This window comes from Marilutibacter maris (assembly GCF_003233695.1).
Lineage (GTDB): Bacteria > Pseudomonadota > Gammaproteobacteria > Xanthomonadales > Xanthomonadaceae > Marilutibacter > Marilutibacter maris.
Map to the genome: position 1 here is coordinate 2,062,409 of NZ_CP029843.1, position 14,133 is coordinate 2,076,541.

The following is a 14,133-nucleotide window of genomic DNA, read 5'->3' on the forward strand; positions in this document are numbered from 1 at the left end:
CCGGCGCTTACTGCTGGGTTTCGGTCTTGTCGTCGGACTTGGCCTCGGCGGCGGCGACCGGCTCGGGGTCGCTGCCCGGCGCGCCGACCACCTGCACGTCGGTGCCCTCGCGCAGCGCGCTCTTGCCGGCGGTGACCACGCGGTCGCCGGGCTTCACGCCCTCGACCACCTCGACCCACTCGCCGTCGATGTAGCCGAGCTTGACCGGCACGCGCGCCGCCTTGCTGTCGCGCAGCACGAACAGCGCCGGGTCGCCCTCGGCGTCGACCACCGCGTTGCGCGGCACCACCAGGGCATTGGCGCGCTGGTCGTAGTCGATGCTGATGCGGCCGAACATGCCCGGCTGCAGGATGTCGTCGCCATCGAAGGCGCAGATCACCCGGAACGTGCCGCTGCCGGCATCGACCACCGGGGCGACGCGATCGACGGTGCCGCTGAAGGTCCGGCCCGGCAGCGCGTCGACCTGCATCCGCACCGGCAGGCCGGGCTTGAGCGTGGCCAGTTCGCGCTCGGGCACGTTCAGGGTCGCCTCGAGCCTGGAGATGTCGACGATGCGCAGGATCGGGGTATTGATCTGGACGAAGTTGCCCGGCTTGATCGAACGCGACGCGACCACGCCGGAGATCGGTGCGGTCACGTTCGTGTAGGACAGCTCGAGCTGGGCCAGCCGGTTGGCGGCGCGGGCGTTTTCCAGGTCGTACTTGAGCTGGTCGTTGTCGTTGGCGCTGATCAGGTTCTGCTCGGCGAGCTGGCGCGCGCGCGCGTAGTTGTTCTGCAGCTTGGCCATCTGCGCGGCGGTCTGCGCCGCCTGCAGCCGCGCACGGTCGGCGTCCAGCCGCACCAGCTGCTGGCCGGCGTTGACGCGGTCGCCCTCTTCCACCATCACGTCCAGGGCGACGCCGGAGATCTTGGCGATGACCTGCGATTCGGCGCGCGCCTCCAGCGCCGCGGTGCCGGTGTAGCTGGCCGAGATCGCGCGGTGGCCGGCCTCGACGACCTCGACCGGGATCGCCTCGACCTTCTTGTCCTTGCCTTCCTTGGCCTCGGCCTCACCGTTGCCGCCCTTGCAGGCGGACAGCGCGAGCAGGCAGCTCAAGGTCAGGATGGCGGCGCGGGCACCGAAGGCGCCGGGATTACGCGTGAGGGAAGACATGATTCTGGGACCCTGGAGTATTGATGAAGTTGTCTGGAGACCGGTGCCGGCGGGCGGCCCGGGGGCGGCCGTCGGCGGTCGGGACCACCGCTGCACCCCGGTCCCGACCGGGGTGTATGCCGGTGTTGTAGATATGTATATCACCAGTTCTGATTTCGGCATGCGCCGAAGGTCATGGTGACTGCCGCCACGCCCGCCTACTCCGACCAACGGCGGCTGCGACGCGGGCGGGACGGCGCCGGCGTCGGATACGCCATGAACATGGGATGCAGCATGGCGTCGACCGGTTGCATCGTCATGTCCCGCAAGTCGGGCTTGCGACGAACGGGGCGGATGTGCTCGCCGCCCCGCCGCGACCTCGCCGGAGGCCCCGGCCGGGCATGCGGCCGGCATCGGAACCGCCTCAGACTCGAACCGGCGACGCCGGTGCGGGTCCGGGACCGCGTTGTTCTAGCCTCCCAAACCAGCCTCCCCACCCCGCCTCCCTAAACAGAGGCCGAATCGCAGGCTATACTTGCGGACTTATGCGTGGTCGGAGTGACGGGGCGACCGCCCCGCCGCCAGCCAGCCTTCCCTGCCAGCCATTCGAGATTGCGGACATAGACATGATGCGACCGCTGACGATCGCCGCCAGCCTTGCCCTGACCACCGCCTTGGCCTTCGCGCCCAGCCGCGCCCAGGACGAGAGCGTGACCCCGCCGCCCGCCGAGGAGGCCGCCACCGAGGCCGCTCCCGCCGCCGCCCAGGCCGCCCTGCAGGGCAATGCCGATCAGGGCCGCATGCTGACCTACACCTGTCAGGGCTGCCACGGGATCACCGGCTACAAGAACGCCTACCCGAGCTACAAGGTGCCCAAGATCGGCGGACAGTCCGCGGAGTACCTTGCCAACGCGTTGCACGAGTACCAGAAGGGCACGCGCAAGCACCCGACGATGCAGGCCCAGGCGCAGAGCTTCTCCGACCAGGACATCGCCGATATTGCCGCCTTCCTGTCCAGCCTGAAGTGAGTGAGCACAAGCCCATGACGAACAAGATCAGCATCATCAGGATCAGCGCCATCGCGGCCGCCCTGCTCGCCCTGGCCGCGTGCTCCGGCGGCGGCGAAGACGGCCACGGCGAGGCCGGCGAAGCCCACGCGGCGCCGACCTCCTCCTCGGCCGGCCTGCCGCAGGGCCATGTCACCGCCGGCGAACAGCTGGCCAGCGCCAAGGGCGAGGCCACCGGCCAGTCCTGCGTGGACTGCCACGGCGCCGAGGGCAACGCCCCGATCGACGCGACCTACCCCAAGCTCGGTGGCCAGTACGCCGACTATCTGGCGCACGCCCTGCAGCAGTACCGCGGCGGTGATCGCGAGCATGCGCTGATGTCCAGCCAGGCCAAGAGCCTGACCGACCAGCAGATTGCCGACCTGGCGGCCTACTTCGGTTCGCGCGAGAGCCAGCTGCGCGATCTGCACGACGTGCACTGAGCCGTCAGTCAGCTGCCGGCAACGGACGACGAAGGCCCGCGCAAGCGGGCCTTTTTCGTTGCCATTCTGCGTTGTGATGATCGCCCCGCATGCGGCGGGACGCCTCACCACAGGAGCCATCGTCATGCCCAGATTCGTGATCGAACGAGAGATTCCAGGCGCGGGCCAGCTGACCGCGGCGCAGTTGCAGGAGATATCGCGCAATTCCTGCGAGGTGCTCGACGGGATGGGGCCTCAGATCCAGTGGCAGCAGAGCTTCGTCACCGGCGACAAGGTCTACTGCATCTACATCGCCAACGACGAGGCGGCGATCCGCGAGCACGCCCGCCAGGGCGGCTTCCCGGTCGACCGGGTGTCGGAAGTGACCGCGGTGATCGACCCGGTCACCGCGGAAGCCTGATTCAACCGCCGTCGGCGGGGCGCAGACTGCCGTTGTCTTCCTGCAGCTCCGGCTTGAACGGAATGTCCGGCGGCGGCCGCGCCTCGGCCGGCTGCTCGTTGAGGTTGGGGTCGCTGATCCCGCAACCGCCGCCCAGCGCCAGCAGCGATACCGCGCAGCTGATCTTCTTGGTCGTGCCCGGGATCGGGATCTCGACCGACTTGATGCCGCGCCGCACCCATTCCTGCAGCAGGTTCTCGTTCGGCCGCCAGTAGCGATCGAACAGGGTCGGCTCGTAGCCGACCGGCGGCCGCTTAAGCCAGGTGCCGTTGCGGTCGAGGTCGGTGATTTCCTCGGTATAGGTCCCCGGCGGCTGCGCCGGCGATGCCGAGCCCGGCTGTTCCGCCAGCCGCACGCTGCCGTCGCTGTTGAACAGGCCCGGTCCTTCGCCACGCTGGCCACCGGGAACGTTGCGGTCGGAGGCGCCCCAATCGTCGGCGCGTTCGCGCGTCGGCCATCCGCCCGGTGCCGGCTCGCTGCGCGGTCCGCTGCCCGCGACCGCTTGCGACGGCGCGCCGGCGGCGGCCGGGGCCGGCGCGGTGGACGGCGTCGATGTCGCCGCCTGGGATGACGATGCGGCCTGGGATGTCGCGGGTGTGGACTGCCCTGTCGTCGGGGCCGATGGCTGTGAGGCCGTCGTCGCGGCGGGCATCGGCACGCTGGCCTCGCGCACCGCCTGGGTACGCGATTGCAGCTGTGGCGCGGCGACCGTGGTCGCGGCCGGTGCCCGCAGGCGCGGACGCTGCACAGGTGCGGGCACTTCGCGCTCGGTGACGCCCGGCAGGTTGCTCTGCACCGCGGGCGCGTCGTCGGGCGCCTGCGCACGGATCTCCAGCGATGGTCGCGACGGCGCCTGCGCCGGTGCCGGAATCTCGCGCGTCCGCACCACCGGTTGGACGGCGTCGAGCTCCGGTGCCGGCGTCGGCTGTGCCTGGACCCGGGGCGTGGGCGGCGGCAGCAGGAACACCGCGGACGTATCGGCGGCCGGTTCGCTGACGGTGAGGCGCTGCTCGGCCGCCGATGGCGTTTCGACGGCCGTGGGCTCCGGCACCGGCACCTCGCGACTAGGCATCGGCGGTGGTGGCGCCTGCAAGGAAGGGGATTCGATCGCGACATCGATCTGCGGCACGGTGGCCGCCGGCGATGTCCGCGGCGTCGGCTCAGGGTCGCTCGGCGCCGGCGTCTGGGCCGGTGCGGCGACCGGAGTCTCGGCCGTTTCGGGTTCGGTCGGGGCCGGCGGGGCGGGACCGCCGCCGACCTCCTCCGGTGTGCCCTGGCCGATGTACTCGACCTGGACCACGGTCTCACCCTCCGGTGGCGCGGCGGCGAACCGGGGCGCGGCAAACAGCAGCCACAGCAACGCGATCCCGAGCAGGAGGTGGATCACCGCGGACAGGATGCCGGCCAGCCAGCGCAGCCCACGCTCCTGCGGCTCGGGCGGGTGCCAATGCTGGCGCCAGACCGATGCGAACACCTGCCACTGGTTCATTGCGCCGATCGGTTGCGGCAATGGCCTTGCCGGCGGCCGCGCCAGCAGCACCGCCAGGACCGAATCCGCACTGGCGCCGGTGACCGCGTCGACCCGCTCGCGCATCTGCGCGAACCACGACTCCCAACCCGGCGGGAACTCGCCAGGCGGATGCGATCGGCGTTGGCTCAGCCGCAGTCGGCGCTGGACGGCCTGGACCAGGTCGGAGGCCGAGAACATGCGGCGCGAGGGCCTGTCCGGTCAGGCCGCAGAGTCGCGGCGGATGTAGGGGGCGGTGCCGCTGTCGTGATCGGTCGCGTCACGTACCGCGGTCACGCCCTGCACCTTGCCCATCAGGGTCTTCTCGATGCCCTGCTTGAGGGTGACATCGACCATGCCACAGCCATGGCAACCGCCACCGAAGCGCAGGTAGACCTCGCCTTCGGCGGTGACCTGCTCGACCGACACGTGTCCACGGTGCTGCGCCAGCTGCGGATTGATTTCCTGCTCGACCACCCAGCGCACCCGCTCGACCAGCGAGGCGCTTTCGGCCGGCGCCTCGCCCTTGATCCTCGGTGCGCGAATCTGCAGCTGGCCGCCGGTGGCGCGCGCTTCGTAGTCGATTTCCGCGCCGTCGAGATACTGTGTGCTCGCGCCGTCGAGCCAGAGCGTGAAGCCCTCGCAGTCGATCGCCCACTCGTCGCCGTTGAGGTCGCCGGGCTCGGCGAACTCCAGGCGGACGTCCGCGCCGGGCGTGCCGGGACGGACCGCCGACAGACGCACGCCAAGGCCTGGAATCGCCTCGCGATCGATCAGCTTGCGGAAGTGGACCTGGGCGGATTCTGAAATCTGGATCATGGGGCTATTCTAACGGGGTAAATCGGGTGCGGCGGCATCGAAACCGCCCGCCTGCTTCATACACATGGTTCGTTCATCCGGACGCGGCCGTCCGGCGCCACGAACCGCTCGCCAGGATTCCCGCCATGAACGACCTCATCCCGCTCGCCCAGGCCCACTGCATCCCGCGTCGGGGCAAGGAGCACCGTCTCAACGAAGCCAGCATCCGCGAACTGATGCCACAGCTGAGCGGTTGGGAACGGGTCGAGGACGGGCATGCGCTTAGCAAGACTTTTACTTTCGACAACTACCATCAGACGATGGCGTTCGTGAATGCGCTGGCCTTCGTCGCCCATCGCGAGGACCATCATCCCGATCTGGGCGTGCACTACGACCGCTGCGTGGTGCGCTTCTCGACCCACGATGTCGGAGGCCTGAGCGAGAACGACTTCATCTGCGCCGCCAAGGCCGACGCCCTGGCCGACTGAGTCCACATGCCGCGAATCCGCGGCGGGAGCCTCCCATGAATCGTCAAAGCCCCCTGCTGCTGATATCGGTCGCCGCGCTCGCGGTGAGCGGTTGCCGGGCACCCGTGCCCGAACCCGAGATTCCCTCGACCGAGATCGCCGCGATCCACACGCCGCCCCCCGACTATCCGCTGGAACTGGCCTGCTCGGACGTCGGCGGCAAGGTGGTGATGCAGGTGGTGGTGGGGCCGGAAGGGCGGCCGACGGCGGTCACCATTACCGGCAGCAGCGGCGTTCCCGAGCTCGACCGTGCCGCCGACGCCGGTGTGCGCGCCTGGGAATTCAAGCCGGCGACCCGCCACGGCAAGCCGGTTTCGCAGACCATCCAGGTGCCGATGAATTTCACCCCGCCGCAGGAGTCCGAACTCTGCCTGCAGCGCGAGCAGACCGAGCCCGACCAGCTCTGATCAAGGCCGCGGCTTGCCGTCGCCCCGCAGCGCCGCCATAACCGTCGCTGCAAGGAGGACCGCGCGCCAGGCCCGGGCGCATGCCGAGCCTGCCATCCGCGGCTTCGCCTCAACCGCCGACCGTGGCCGCCCACGCCCCGGCGGGCAGGATGCACGGAACCGCCAGCGCCACCGACAGCGCGATCGCGGCGACGCGAAACGCCATCGCTGCCGACCTCAGGCCGCCGCGACCTGCACCCAGTCCGAACTTGTTGAACGACGCATCATGCCTGCCCACGTCGCGGCCTCCTCGATCACAAGACATTGCAGTTGAAACTCAGCACGGCGGTTTCGCCGACCGCCAGCGCACCCAGGGCGATGCCTGCGCCGGTGAGGTCGGCGACGGTGAAGCTGCCGGCCGGCACGCCGGCGCCGGTGATGGTCACCGCGTTGCCCGCGGGGCAGTTCAGGCCCACGACCGGCGTCGGTCACGACCGCACCATCGACCGCGTCCGGTCCGTTGTTGGTCACCGCCAGGGTGTAGGTGGTCGTGGTGCCGGCCACCAGGGTGTCGGCCGCCTGGTCGTTAGGACCGGCGGCGGGTGTGTTGGTCTTGCTGATCGTCAGGTCCGCCTGCCGGCGCCGGTTGCTGAAGGTACAGGTCAGGTCATCGCCGAGCGCGGCGGTGATGTCGAAGCTGGTACCGGTGCCCGATGGCGTCTGCCCGCCGGCCAGTGCATTGGTGCACGCATAGCTGGTCACGTAGTTGCCCAGGTCGGCAGCCGCGGCGCCGGTCTCGGACAGGGTGTAGGTGGCGCCGGGCGTGGCCGGGTCGATCACCGCCTCCTCCGCCGGCGCGTTGTTGCTGCCGGTCGTGGTCGCATTGGCCGGGCCGCCGGTCCCGGCGATCGACAGGGTGAACTGGTCGCTCGCGATCGCGCGTCCGTCCGGGAGCGCCTTGCGCAGGCGCAGGGATGTCGGCACCACGGTCAGGGTCGCATTCGGCGCCAGCACCAGGTTGCCGATGCTGCTGCCCATGTTCGCGACGGTGTTGACATAGGTCCCGGGCGTCGCCGCGGTGACATTGAGCGTCAACGTGCAGGTGGCATTCACCCCGACACGGAACCCGGTCACCAGCACGCCGGTATCGCCGGCGCCGAGCGCGCCACCGCCAAGGTCCCGGAATACCGCGCCAGGACAGGTGCTGGCGACGTTGGCGTCAGCGATGGTGACGCCCGCGGGCAGCAGGTCGCCGAAGTCCAGCGGCGACAGGCCGGACGCGGTGACCGGATTGGTGCCGTTGGTCGCATTGGTGTTGTCGATGGTGAAGGTCAAGGTGCTGACATCACCGGGCGCGATGACCGCCGGCGCGAAGGCCTTGGTCAGGGTCGCCAGCTGGAACGACACCGACCACTGCCAGCCATCGGCGCTCTGCAGGACCCGCCGCGAGGTGTTGACCGTCGCCCAGGCCTGGATCGGGTCGGTGGAGAACAGGCGGAAGCTGCCGCAGCGTCCGCGCGGGTTGGTGCCATTGTTGGCTTCACAGCCGAAATTGACCGCGTTGCCGGGATTGGTGTTGAAGGTCGACGGCAATGTCCCGCTGCTCAACTGCATCACATTGTTGAATGCCATTGCCTGCAACGTGACCGTGCCACCGGTGATCGAGGCGCCGCTGACCGCGTAGTCGCTGGCATCGATGTTGACGATGTGCAGAGTGGGGTTGATCACCGGCTTGTTGAACGCGAACACGTGATTGACCCGTCCCAGCGAAGAGGTCAGGCACTGGCCGACCCGCGCCGAAGCCGCAGGCGGATTCGGCTCGATGAAGGCGGGAACATTGGTCCCGGACAGGGGGGCCGTGGTGCCCGTCGCCAGCGCCCCGCCCGGCCCGCAGCCGCCGACCACCAGATGATCGGTCTGGCGATAGAAGGCGGTCACGCCATTGCCGAACGCCATGTTGATCTGCTGCCCGTTGACGGTCGTGCTGCCGGTCGCGCTGCTCATCCACTGGTCGGCATGCGCAATCATGGGCGGGCCCATGGCCGCCAGCAGTACGGCCGTCACGGCATGGGCGCGGTATCGTTTTCCCTGTATCACTGATCTATCCCCAACGCTCGGGTTGCTGCGTCGGCCGTCCGGTCCATTCCTGGAGAGGTGCCCCCGGTCCCGTGTGGATCGGTGTCCCTGGCGCGGATGGCGTCTTCTCAACACATATCGCCAACCCCGGGAGAATCAGGACTTGTTTCACATTTTATGAAGTGCGGAACCAGCTGAACGGGCACTCCCCTGACTCACGGCTACTCCCGTAGGAGCGGCGGCGTTTGCCCCGCCCCCTGAGTGAGGGGGCGATTCGCGCGCAGCGCGGATGGGGGTGTGGAGACGCAACGGCGGGGCCCAAGGTTTGCGCAGCAAACTTTGGGGGTTCCCGGGCGCGGCCCGGGGATCGCGGCTCACGCCGCTCCTACGAAAAGCGCCTGCCCCGGCCCTCGCGCACAGCGCTCGGGCGTTCGAGCCGGCGCGAGCCAATGGCTCGCAAACGCCGACCCCGGCCCTCGCGCACAGCGCTCGGGCGTTCGAGCCGGCGCGAGCCAGTGGCTCGCAAACGCCTGCCCCGGCCCTCGCGCACAGCGCTCGGGCGTTCGAGCCGGCGCGAGCCAGTGGCTCGCAAACGCCTGCCCCGGCCCTCGCGCGCAGCGCTCGGGCGTTCGAGCCGGCGCGAGCCAGTGGCTCGCAAACGCCGGCTCTCACCCCAACCGATCGAGGACGGCGGCCAGTTCGGGCGGCAGCGGCGCGTTCAGCAGGTACGGCGTGCGGCCGTCGTCGAGGCTGAACTCCAGGGTCGAGGCGTGCAGGAACATCCGTTTCAGTCCCGCCTGTTCGCGCAGGCGGCGGTTGGCCGCCTCGTCGCCGTACTTGGGGTCGCCGGCGACCGGATGGCCGATGTGCTGGGCATGCACGCGGATCTGGTGGGTGCGTCCGGTCTCGATCCGGACCTCGCAGTAGGACTGCCCGCCACGGCGTTCGATCACGCTGAAATGGCTCAGCGAGGGTTTGCCTTGCGGGTTCACCTGCACGTGGCGCTCGCCGCCCTGGCGCAGGCCGACGTGCAGTGGCGCATCCACGCTCATCACCCCGTCGGGCATCCGTCCGACCAGCAGGGTCAGATAGCGTTTATGGATGCCCCGCCCCTTCACCGAGGCGTCCTCGCGCATCAGTGCCTGCAGCTCGGTCAGCGCCGAGCGCTTCTTGGCCACCACCAGCAGGCCCGAGGTGTCGCGGTCGAGCCGGTGCACCAGTTCCAGCGATTGGCCCGGCCGCAGTGCGCGCAGGGTCTCGATCGCGCCATGGCTGATGCCGCTGCCGCCATGGCTGGCGATCCCGGACGGCTTGCTGATCGCCAGCAGGCGGGCGTCCTCGAACACGATCGATGCTTCCATCGCCTCCAGCAGGCCCTTGGCCGGGGTCGTGGCTTGGCCCGGTTCAGCCACGCGGACCGGTGGAATCCGCACCTCGTCGCCGCCGGCGAGCTTGCGCTCGGCCTTGGCCCGGCCGCCGTTCACCCGCACCTGGCCGGAGCGCACGATCTTGTAGATCAAGGACTTGGGAACGCCCTTGAGCTGGCCGGAAAGGAAATTGTCGAGCCGCTGGCCATCGCGGTCGTCGGGCACCCGCACCAGGCGGGCGCCGCCACGGGAAGGCTCCGGGGTGGCGGTATCGGAACGGGATGAACGATCTGAGGAATCTGAACGGGGCATTTGGGAAGGCTTATCTGATACACTCGCGACGCGAGCTAAGGTTTTGATTTCGCAGGAAGTCGCTGCCCGGCCATCCCGGCAGACACCCTCTGGCGCATCCCGGGTACAGATCACCGCTACAGGGGGCGCTCCGTGGCATCGGCGTTCCTGCGGATCCGGTCCGCGTGCGACGGTGTCCACGAAACGATCGTCAACGATCCGTGGCGCCATGTTAGCAAGGGCGGACGGCGGAACCTGGCCTCGTCCGGCGGGTCAAACCGTCTGCAGCGAGAAATGAACACACCTGTGCGGCGTGAGGGTCACCCCCGACCGGAACTGCCGCGAGGTCCCCGTCCCGGGGGCGTGCGCACCCAGGTGCGCGTGTCGCCGGGACTCCAACCGGAAAGCAACAACCAAAGCGCTCCCGCGGCGTGCCGTGGTGTCGTAGCGCTGGAAATTGAAACCTTGCCGGCGCCTGCCTCCGGGCATGGCGACGGCTCGGACGAAGTGTCCAGAGGCGAAACGCCACGGCGTTCCGCGCGGCCTGCCCTCGGGCGGGATGAAGCGCGCGAGGACGTGAACAATGAAGCGAATGCTGATCAACGCAACGCAGGCCGAAGAGCTGCGTGTCGCGATCGTGGACGGCCAGAACCTGTACGACATCGACATCGAACAGCCGTCCAAGGAACAGAAGAAGTCCAACATCTACAAGGGCAAGATCACCCGCCTCGAGCCCTCCCTCGAAGCCGCCTTTGTCGACTACGGCGCCGAGCGCCATGGTTTCCTGCCGCTGAAGGAAATCTCCCGCGATTACTTCCAGTCGGGCGTCGACCACAACAAGGCCGGCCTGCGCGAGCTGCTGCGCGAAGGCCAGGAAGTCGTGGTCCAGGTCGACAAGGAGGAGCGCGGCAACAAGGGCGCCGCCCTGACCACCTTCATCTCGCTGGCCGGCCGCTATATGGTGCTGATGCCGAACTCGCCCAGCGCCGGCGGCGTCTCGCGCCGGATCGAGGGCGACGACCGCGCCGAGCTGAAGAAGGCGATGGACGCGTTGCAGATCCCGCCGGACATGGGCGTGATCATCCGCACCGCTGGCGTCGGCCGCGATGCCGAGGAACTGCAGTGGGACCTGGACTACCTGACCAGCGTCTGGAAGGCGATCACCGACGCCGCCCTGGCCAAGCCCTCGCCGTTCCTGATCTACCAGGAATCGCGCCTGATCATCCGCGCCCTGCGCGACTACATGCGCCCGGACATCGGCGAGATACTGGTCGACACCGACGAGATGTACGCCGAGGCGCGCGAGTTCGTCGAGCAGGTGATGCCGCACAACCTGCGCAAGCTCAAGCACTACACCGACGACACGCCGCTGTTCAACCGATTCCAGATCGAGTCGCAGATCGAGAGCGCCTATGAGCGCGAAGTGCGGCTGCCGTCCGGCGGCGCGCTGGTGATCGACCAGACCGAGGCGCTGACCGCGATCGACGTCAACTCCGCGCGCGCGACCAAGGGCGGCGACATCGAGGAGACCGCGTTCAACACCAACCTGGAGGCGGCCGAGGAGGTCGCCCGCCAGATGCGCCTGCGCGACCTCGGCGGCCTGGTGGTGATCGACTTCATCGACATGTCCAGCAACCGCCACCAGCGCGACGTCGAGAACCGGCTGGCGCAGGCGCTCAAGCAGGACCGCGCGCGCGTCCAGGTCGGCCGCATCTCGCGCTTCGGTCTGCTGGAGATGAGCCGCCAGCGTCTGCGTCCGAGCCTGGGCGAGTCCAGCCAGATCGTCTGCCCGCGTTGCGAGGGCCATGGCCGCATGCGCAGCGTCGAGTCGCTGTCGCTGTCGATCCTGCGCCTGGCCGAAGAGCACGCGATGAAGGACAACACCGGCCAGGTGCTGGTGCAGGCGCCGACCGAGATCGCGACCTTCCTGCTCAACGAGAAGCGCCGCGCCCTGATCGAGATCGAGCAGCGCCACGATGCGCCTGTGGTGATCGTCGCCGACGAGCAGCTGCACACCCCGCATTTCGAAGTCACCCGCATTCGCGAGAACGAGCTGGACGAGGAGTCCAACAAGCCCAGCTACCGTCGCGGCACGCCGCGCAAGCTGCCCACCCATGCGCTGACCAAGGCCCATCTGAACGTCCCGCCGGCACCGGCGGTGACCAAGGTCAAGCCCAACCGCCCCGCCCCGCAGCGCGAGCCGCGCGAGGCCGAGCCGGCACCGGTCGCGCCGGCGCCGGTGGTGCAGGCTCCGACCCATTCCGTCGGCATGGTCGAGCGCATCCTGCGCTTCTTCCGTGGCAGCGGTGCGGTCGAGGCCGAGAAGCCGGCCAGGAGCGAGGCCTCCACCAAGCAGGCCCGCGGCGAGCGTGCCGGCAATCGCAACGACAACCGTGGCGACGGTCGCGCCGACAGTCGCGGTGAAGGCCGCGGCAACCGCCGTGGCGGCAAGGGCGGTCGTCGCGACGAGGCCAAGCGCGGCCAGGGCCGTGGCAGCGACAAGCAGGCCGACAAGCAGAGCGATCGCGCCGCCGAACAGCGCGGCGCCGAACAGAAGGACGCCGCATCCGGCCGCGACAGCCGCAAGGGCCAGAAGGCCGCGCAGGCCGACAAGGCCCAGGGCGAGAGCGGCGGCCGCAAGCAGCGCGACGCTCAGCGCGACACCGGTAGCAGCGACAAGCGCGAAGAGCGTGCCGCGGCGCGGGCGAAGCAGGCCGCGAGCGAGGACGTCGACACCGCCAAGGCCGCCGCGGCTGCGGCCGCCGCTGCCGCGACTGCGACGACGAGCGAGGCCGCGCCTCAGGAGCAGGAGAAGGAGCCGTCCGCCGACCAGCCGCAGGCCGCGACCGCACCGACGACCGCGGCCGATGCCGGTTCCAACCCGGACGAGGCCGGCGAAGGCGGCAGCCGTCGTCGCCGTGGCCGCCGCGGTGGCCGTCGTCGCCGTCGCAGCGGCGGCGCGACCGAGGGCGGCAGCGAGAACGCAGCCTCCGGCGCTGGCGAGGGCGATGTCGCCGATGCCGTCGCCGACAAGGCTGCGAGCGACGCAGTCAGCACCAACGAGGCAGCCGAGGCGGCGAACGCCGGCGACAGCAACGCCCGTCCGAAGGCCGCGACCGGCGATGCGCCGCCGCGCGAATCGGCGGCGGCGGTGACCGCAGCGGCGGTCGCTGTCAGCGTCGCTGACGATGCATCGGACGACGCCGGCGAGGATGCCGGTGTCAAGGCGGTCAGCCGCACCCAGCCCGAGTTCGACTTCGACGATATCGAGCTGCCGGCGGCGCCGCAGGCGGAGGCCCCGGCGCCTGCGACCGCCGTCGCCGATGCGGCGCCGGCGCAACAGCCCGAGCCGACCACGGCCGAGCTGGCCGCAAAGGCAGAACCGGTCGTCGCCAAGGCAGCCGTCTCCGAGCCTGTCGTCGCCAAGCCTGCTGTCGCCGACACGTCCCTGACCGATGGGGGCAGCGACGCTACGCCGTCGGCCGACGCCGCCGAACCGGAAGTCGCCGCCGATGTCGGCAGCGAAGCGAGCCCGAGCGATGCCGCGACCGGCAGCGACGGCACCGTCGTGGCGAACGCCGAAGCGTCCGCGCCTGAAGCCGGGCACGATGAAGTCTCCAGCGAAGTCGCAGCGGACGCCTCCGAGCCCGTAGCCCCGGCCCCGGCCGAGACGGGCGACGTCGCCGAAGCGGCCGCGGCGGCGGATGCCGGGACGACGGAAGCCGCCCCGGCTCCGGTGACCGAGGCCGCGACCCGCCAGGTCAGCCTGTTCGACCTCGACGGCGCCGACGCCTCCGCCGATGCGGCACCGGCCGACAGCACCGCTGCCGACGACCAAGCGGTCGCGGAGGACGAGGCCGTGGCGCCTGCCGCCGAAGCCCCGGCACCTGACGCCAAGTCCGCGGAATCTGCCTCCGAGCGGCAGGCCTCCGAGCAGGCCTCCAACGATGCCAGCGGCGAGGATGCCGGCGACGACGACCAGGCCAACACAGCAGGCAAGCGCCACGCCTGATCGCGCCGGTCGCGCGACCGGCACGGACGGATGCGCCCGCACGGGCTGCCCACACCTGGTGTCGGCAGCCCGTTGCGTTACAGGGGGTTCAGCGGTGCCGGAGGCGCGA

General features: G+C 69.9%; 11 protein-coding genes. 6 read left to right on the top strand and 5 right to left on the bottom strand.

What is annotated here, in order from left to right; all coding sequences use genetic code 11:
• Window positions 1–7: 7 nt before the first annotated feature.
• Window positions 8–1,153 carry an efflux RND transporter periplasmic adaptor subunit gene (locus tag C9I47_RS09065; RefSeq protein WP_111266456.1) on the bottom strand — a complete coding sequence of 382 codons (1,146 nt, stop codon included), beginning with the start codon at window positions 1,151–1,153 and terminating at the stop codon, window positions 8–10.
• Between the two features lie 608 nt (window positions 1,154–1,761).
• On the opposite strand from C9I47_RS09065, the gene C9I47_RS09070 reads away from it, so the two are divergent.
• The 3 genes from C9I47_RS09070 to C9I47_RS09080 all read left to right on the top strand — a co-directional run bounded on the left by C9I47_RS09070 (window position 1,762) and on the right by C9I47_RS09080 (window position 3,021).
• Window positions 1,762–2,160, top strand: coding sequence for a c-type cytochrome (locus C9I47_RS09070; protein WP_111268054.1), 399 nt, complete (start codon window positions 1,762–1,764; stop codon window positions 2,158–2,160).
• Window positions 2,161–2,174: 14 nt separating this feature from the next.
• Window positions 2,175–2,621 (top strand): c-type cytochrome, encoded by a 447-nt coding sequence (locus tag C9I47_RS09075; RefSeq protein ID WP_111266457.1) that lies wholly within the window; start codon window positions 2,175–2,177, stop codon window positions 2,619–2,621.
• A gap of 124 nt (window positions 2,622–2,745) precedes the next feature.
• Window positions 2,746–3,021: a DUF4242 domain-containing protein gene (locus tag C9I47_RS09080; protein ID WP_111266458.1), complete on the top strand. Its 276-nt coding sequence runs from the start codon at window positions 2,746–2,748 to the stop codon at window positions 3,019–3,021.
• 1 nt (window position 3,022) lies between these two features.
• Here the strand turns inward: C9I47_RS09080 and C9I47_RS09085 are convergent, their stop codons facing one another.
• Both C9I47_RS09085 and C9I47_RS09090 read right to left on the bottom strand, forming a co-directional pair.
• Window positions 3,023–4,768, bottom strand: coding sequence for a hypothetical protein (locus C9I47_RS09085; protein ID WP_111266459.1), 1,746 nt, complete (start codon window positions 4,766–4,768; stop codon window positions 3,023–3,025).
• 21 nt (window positions 4,769–4,789) lie between these two features.
• On the bottom strand, window positions 4,790–5,386 hold the full coding sequence (locus C9I47_RS09090; RefSeq protein ID WP_111266460.1) for an NfuA family Fe-S biogenesis protein: 597 nt from the start codon (window positions 5,384–5,386) through the stop codon (window positions 4,790–4,792).
• A gap of 125 nt (window positions 5,387–5,511) precedes the next feature.
• On the opposite strand from C9I47_RS09090, the gene C9I47_RS09095 reads away from it, so the two are divergent.
• Window positions 5,512–5,853, top strand: a complete 342-nt coding sequence (locus tag C9I47_RS09095; RefSeq protein WP_111266461.1) for a 4a-hydroxytetrahydrobiopterin dehydratase — start codon at window positions 5,512–5,514, stop codon at window positions 5,851–5,853.
• 35 nt (window positions 5,854–5,888) lie between these two features.
• The gene (locus tag C9I47_RS09100) at window positions 5,889–6,299 is read left to right on the top strand and encodes an energy transducer TonB (protein ID WP_111266462.1); all 411 of its coding nucleotides are present in this window, start codon (window positions 5,889–5,891) and stop codon (window positions 6,297–6,299) included.
• A gap of 216 nt (window positions 6,300–6,515) precedes the next feature.
• Here C9I47_RS09100 and C9I47_RS09105 read toward each other — a convergent pair whose 3' ends face one another.
• Together C9I47_RS09105 and C9I47_RS09110 are read right to left on the bottom strand one after the other, a co-directional pair.
• The gene (locus C9I47_RS09105; RefSeq protein WP_223250071.1) at window positions 6,516–8,306 is read right to left on the bottom strand and encodes a DUF7933 domain-containing protein; all 1,791 of its coding nucleotides are present in this window, start codon (window positions 8,304–8,306) and stop codon (window positions 6,516–6,518) included.
• A gap of 716 nt (window positions 8,307–9,022) precedes the next feature.
• Window positions 9,023–10,033: an RluA family pseudouridine synthase gene (locus C9I47_RS09110; RefSeq protein WP_111266464.1), complete on the bottom strand. Its 1,011-nt coding sequence runs from the start codon at window positions 10,031–10,033 to the stop codon at window positions 9,023–9,025.
• Window positions 10,034–10,604: 571 nt separating this feature from the next.
• Between C9I47_RS09110 and C9I47_RS09115 the strand changes: the two genes are divergently transcribed.
• Window positions 10,605–14,024 (top strand): Rne/Rng family ribonuclease, encoded by a 3,420-nt coding sequence (locus tag C9I47_RS09115; protein WP_111266465.1) that lies wholly within the window; start codon window positions 10,605–10,607, stop codon window positions 14,022–14,024.
• The last annotated feature ends 109 nt before the right edge of the window (window positions 14,025–14,133 follow it).

Excerpts from the sequence above, each read along its gene's own strand:
- C9I47_RS09065 (WP_111266456.1), bottom strand. The coding sequence starts at position 1,153 with ATGTCTTCCCTCACGCGTAATCCCGGCGCCTTCGGTGCCCGCGCCGCC.
- C9I47_RS09070 (WP_111268054.1), top strand. The coding sequence starts at position 1,762 with ATGCGACCGCTGACGATCGCCGCCAGCCTTGCCCTGACCACCGCCTTG.
- C9I47_RS09075 (WP_111266457.1), top strand. The coding sequence starts at position 2,175 with ATGACGAACAAGATCAGCATCATCAGGATCAGCGCCATCGCGGCCGCC.
- C9I47_RS09080 (WP_111266458.1), top strand. The coding sequence starts at position 2,746 with ATGCCCAGATTCGTGATCGAACGAGAGATTCCAGGCGCGGGCCAGCTG.
- C9I47_RS09085 (WP_111266459.1), bottom strand. The coding sequence starts at position 4,768 with ATGTTCTCGGCCTCCGACCTGGTCCAGGCCGTCCAGCGCCGACTGCGG.
- C9I47_RS09090 (WP_111266460.1), bottom strand. The coding sequence starts at position 5,386 with ATGATCCAGATTTCAGAATCCGCCCAGGTCCACTTCCGCAAGCTGATC.
- C9I47_RS09095 (WP_111266461.1), top strand. The coding sequence starts at position 5,512 with ATGAACGACCTCATCCCGCTCGCCCAGGCCCACTGCATCCCGCGTCGG.
- C9I47_RS09100 (WP_111266462.1), top strand. The coding sequence starts at position 5,889 with ATGAATCGTCAAAGCCCCCTGCTGCTGATATCGGTCGCCGCGCTCGCG.
- C9I47_RS09105 (WP_223250071.1), bottom strand. The coding sequence starts at position 8,306 with ATGATTGCGCATGCCGACCAGTGGATGAGCAGCGCGACCGGCAGCACG.
- C9I47_RS09110 (WP_111266464.1), bottom strand. The coding sequence starts at position 10,033 with ATGCCCCGTTCAGATTCCTCAGATCGTTCATCCCGTTCCGATACCGCC.
- C9I47_RS09115 (WP_111266465.1), top strand. The coding sequence starts at position 10,605 with ATGCTGATCAACGCAACGCAGGCCGAAGAGCTGCGTGTCGCGATCGTG.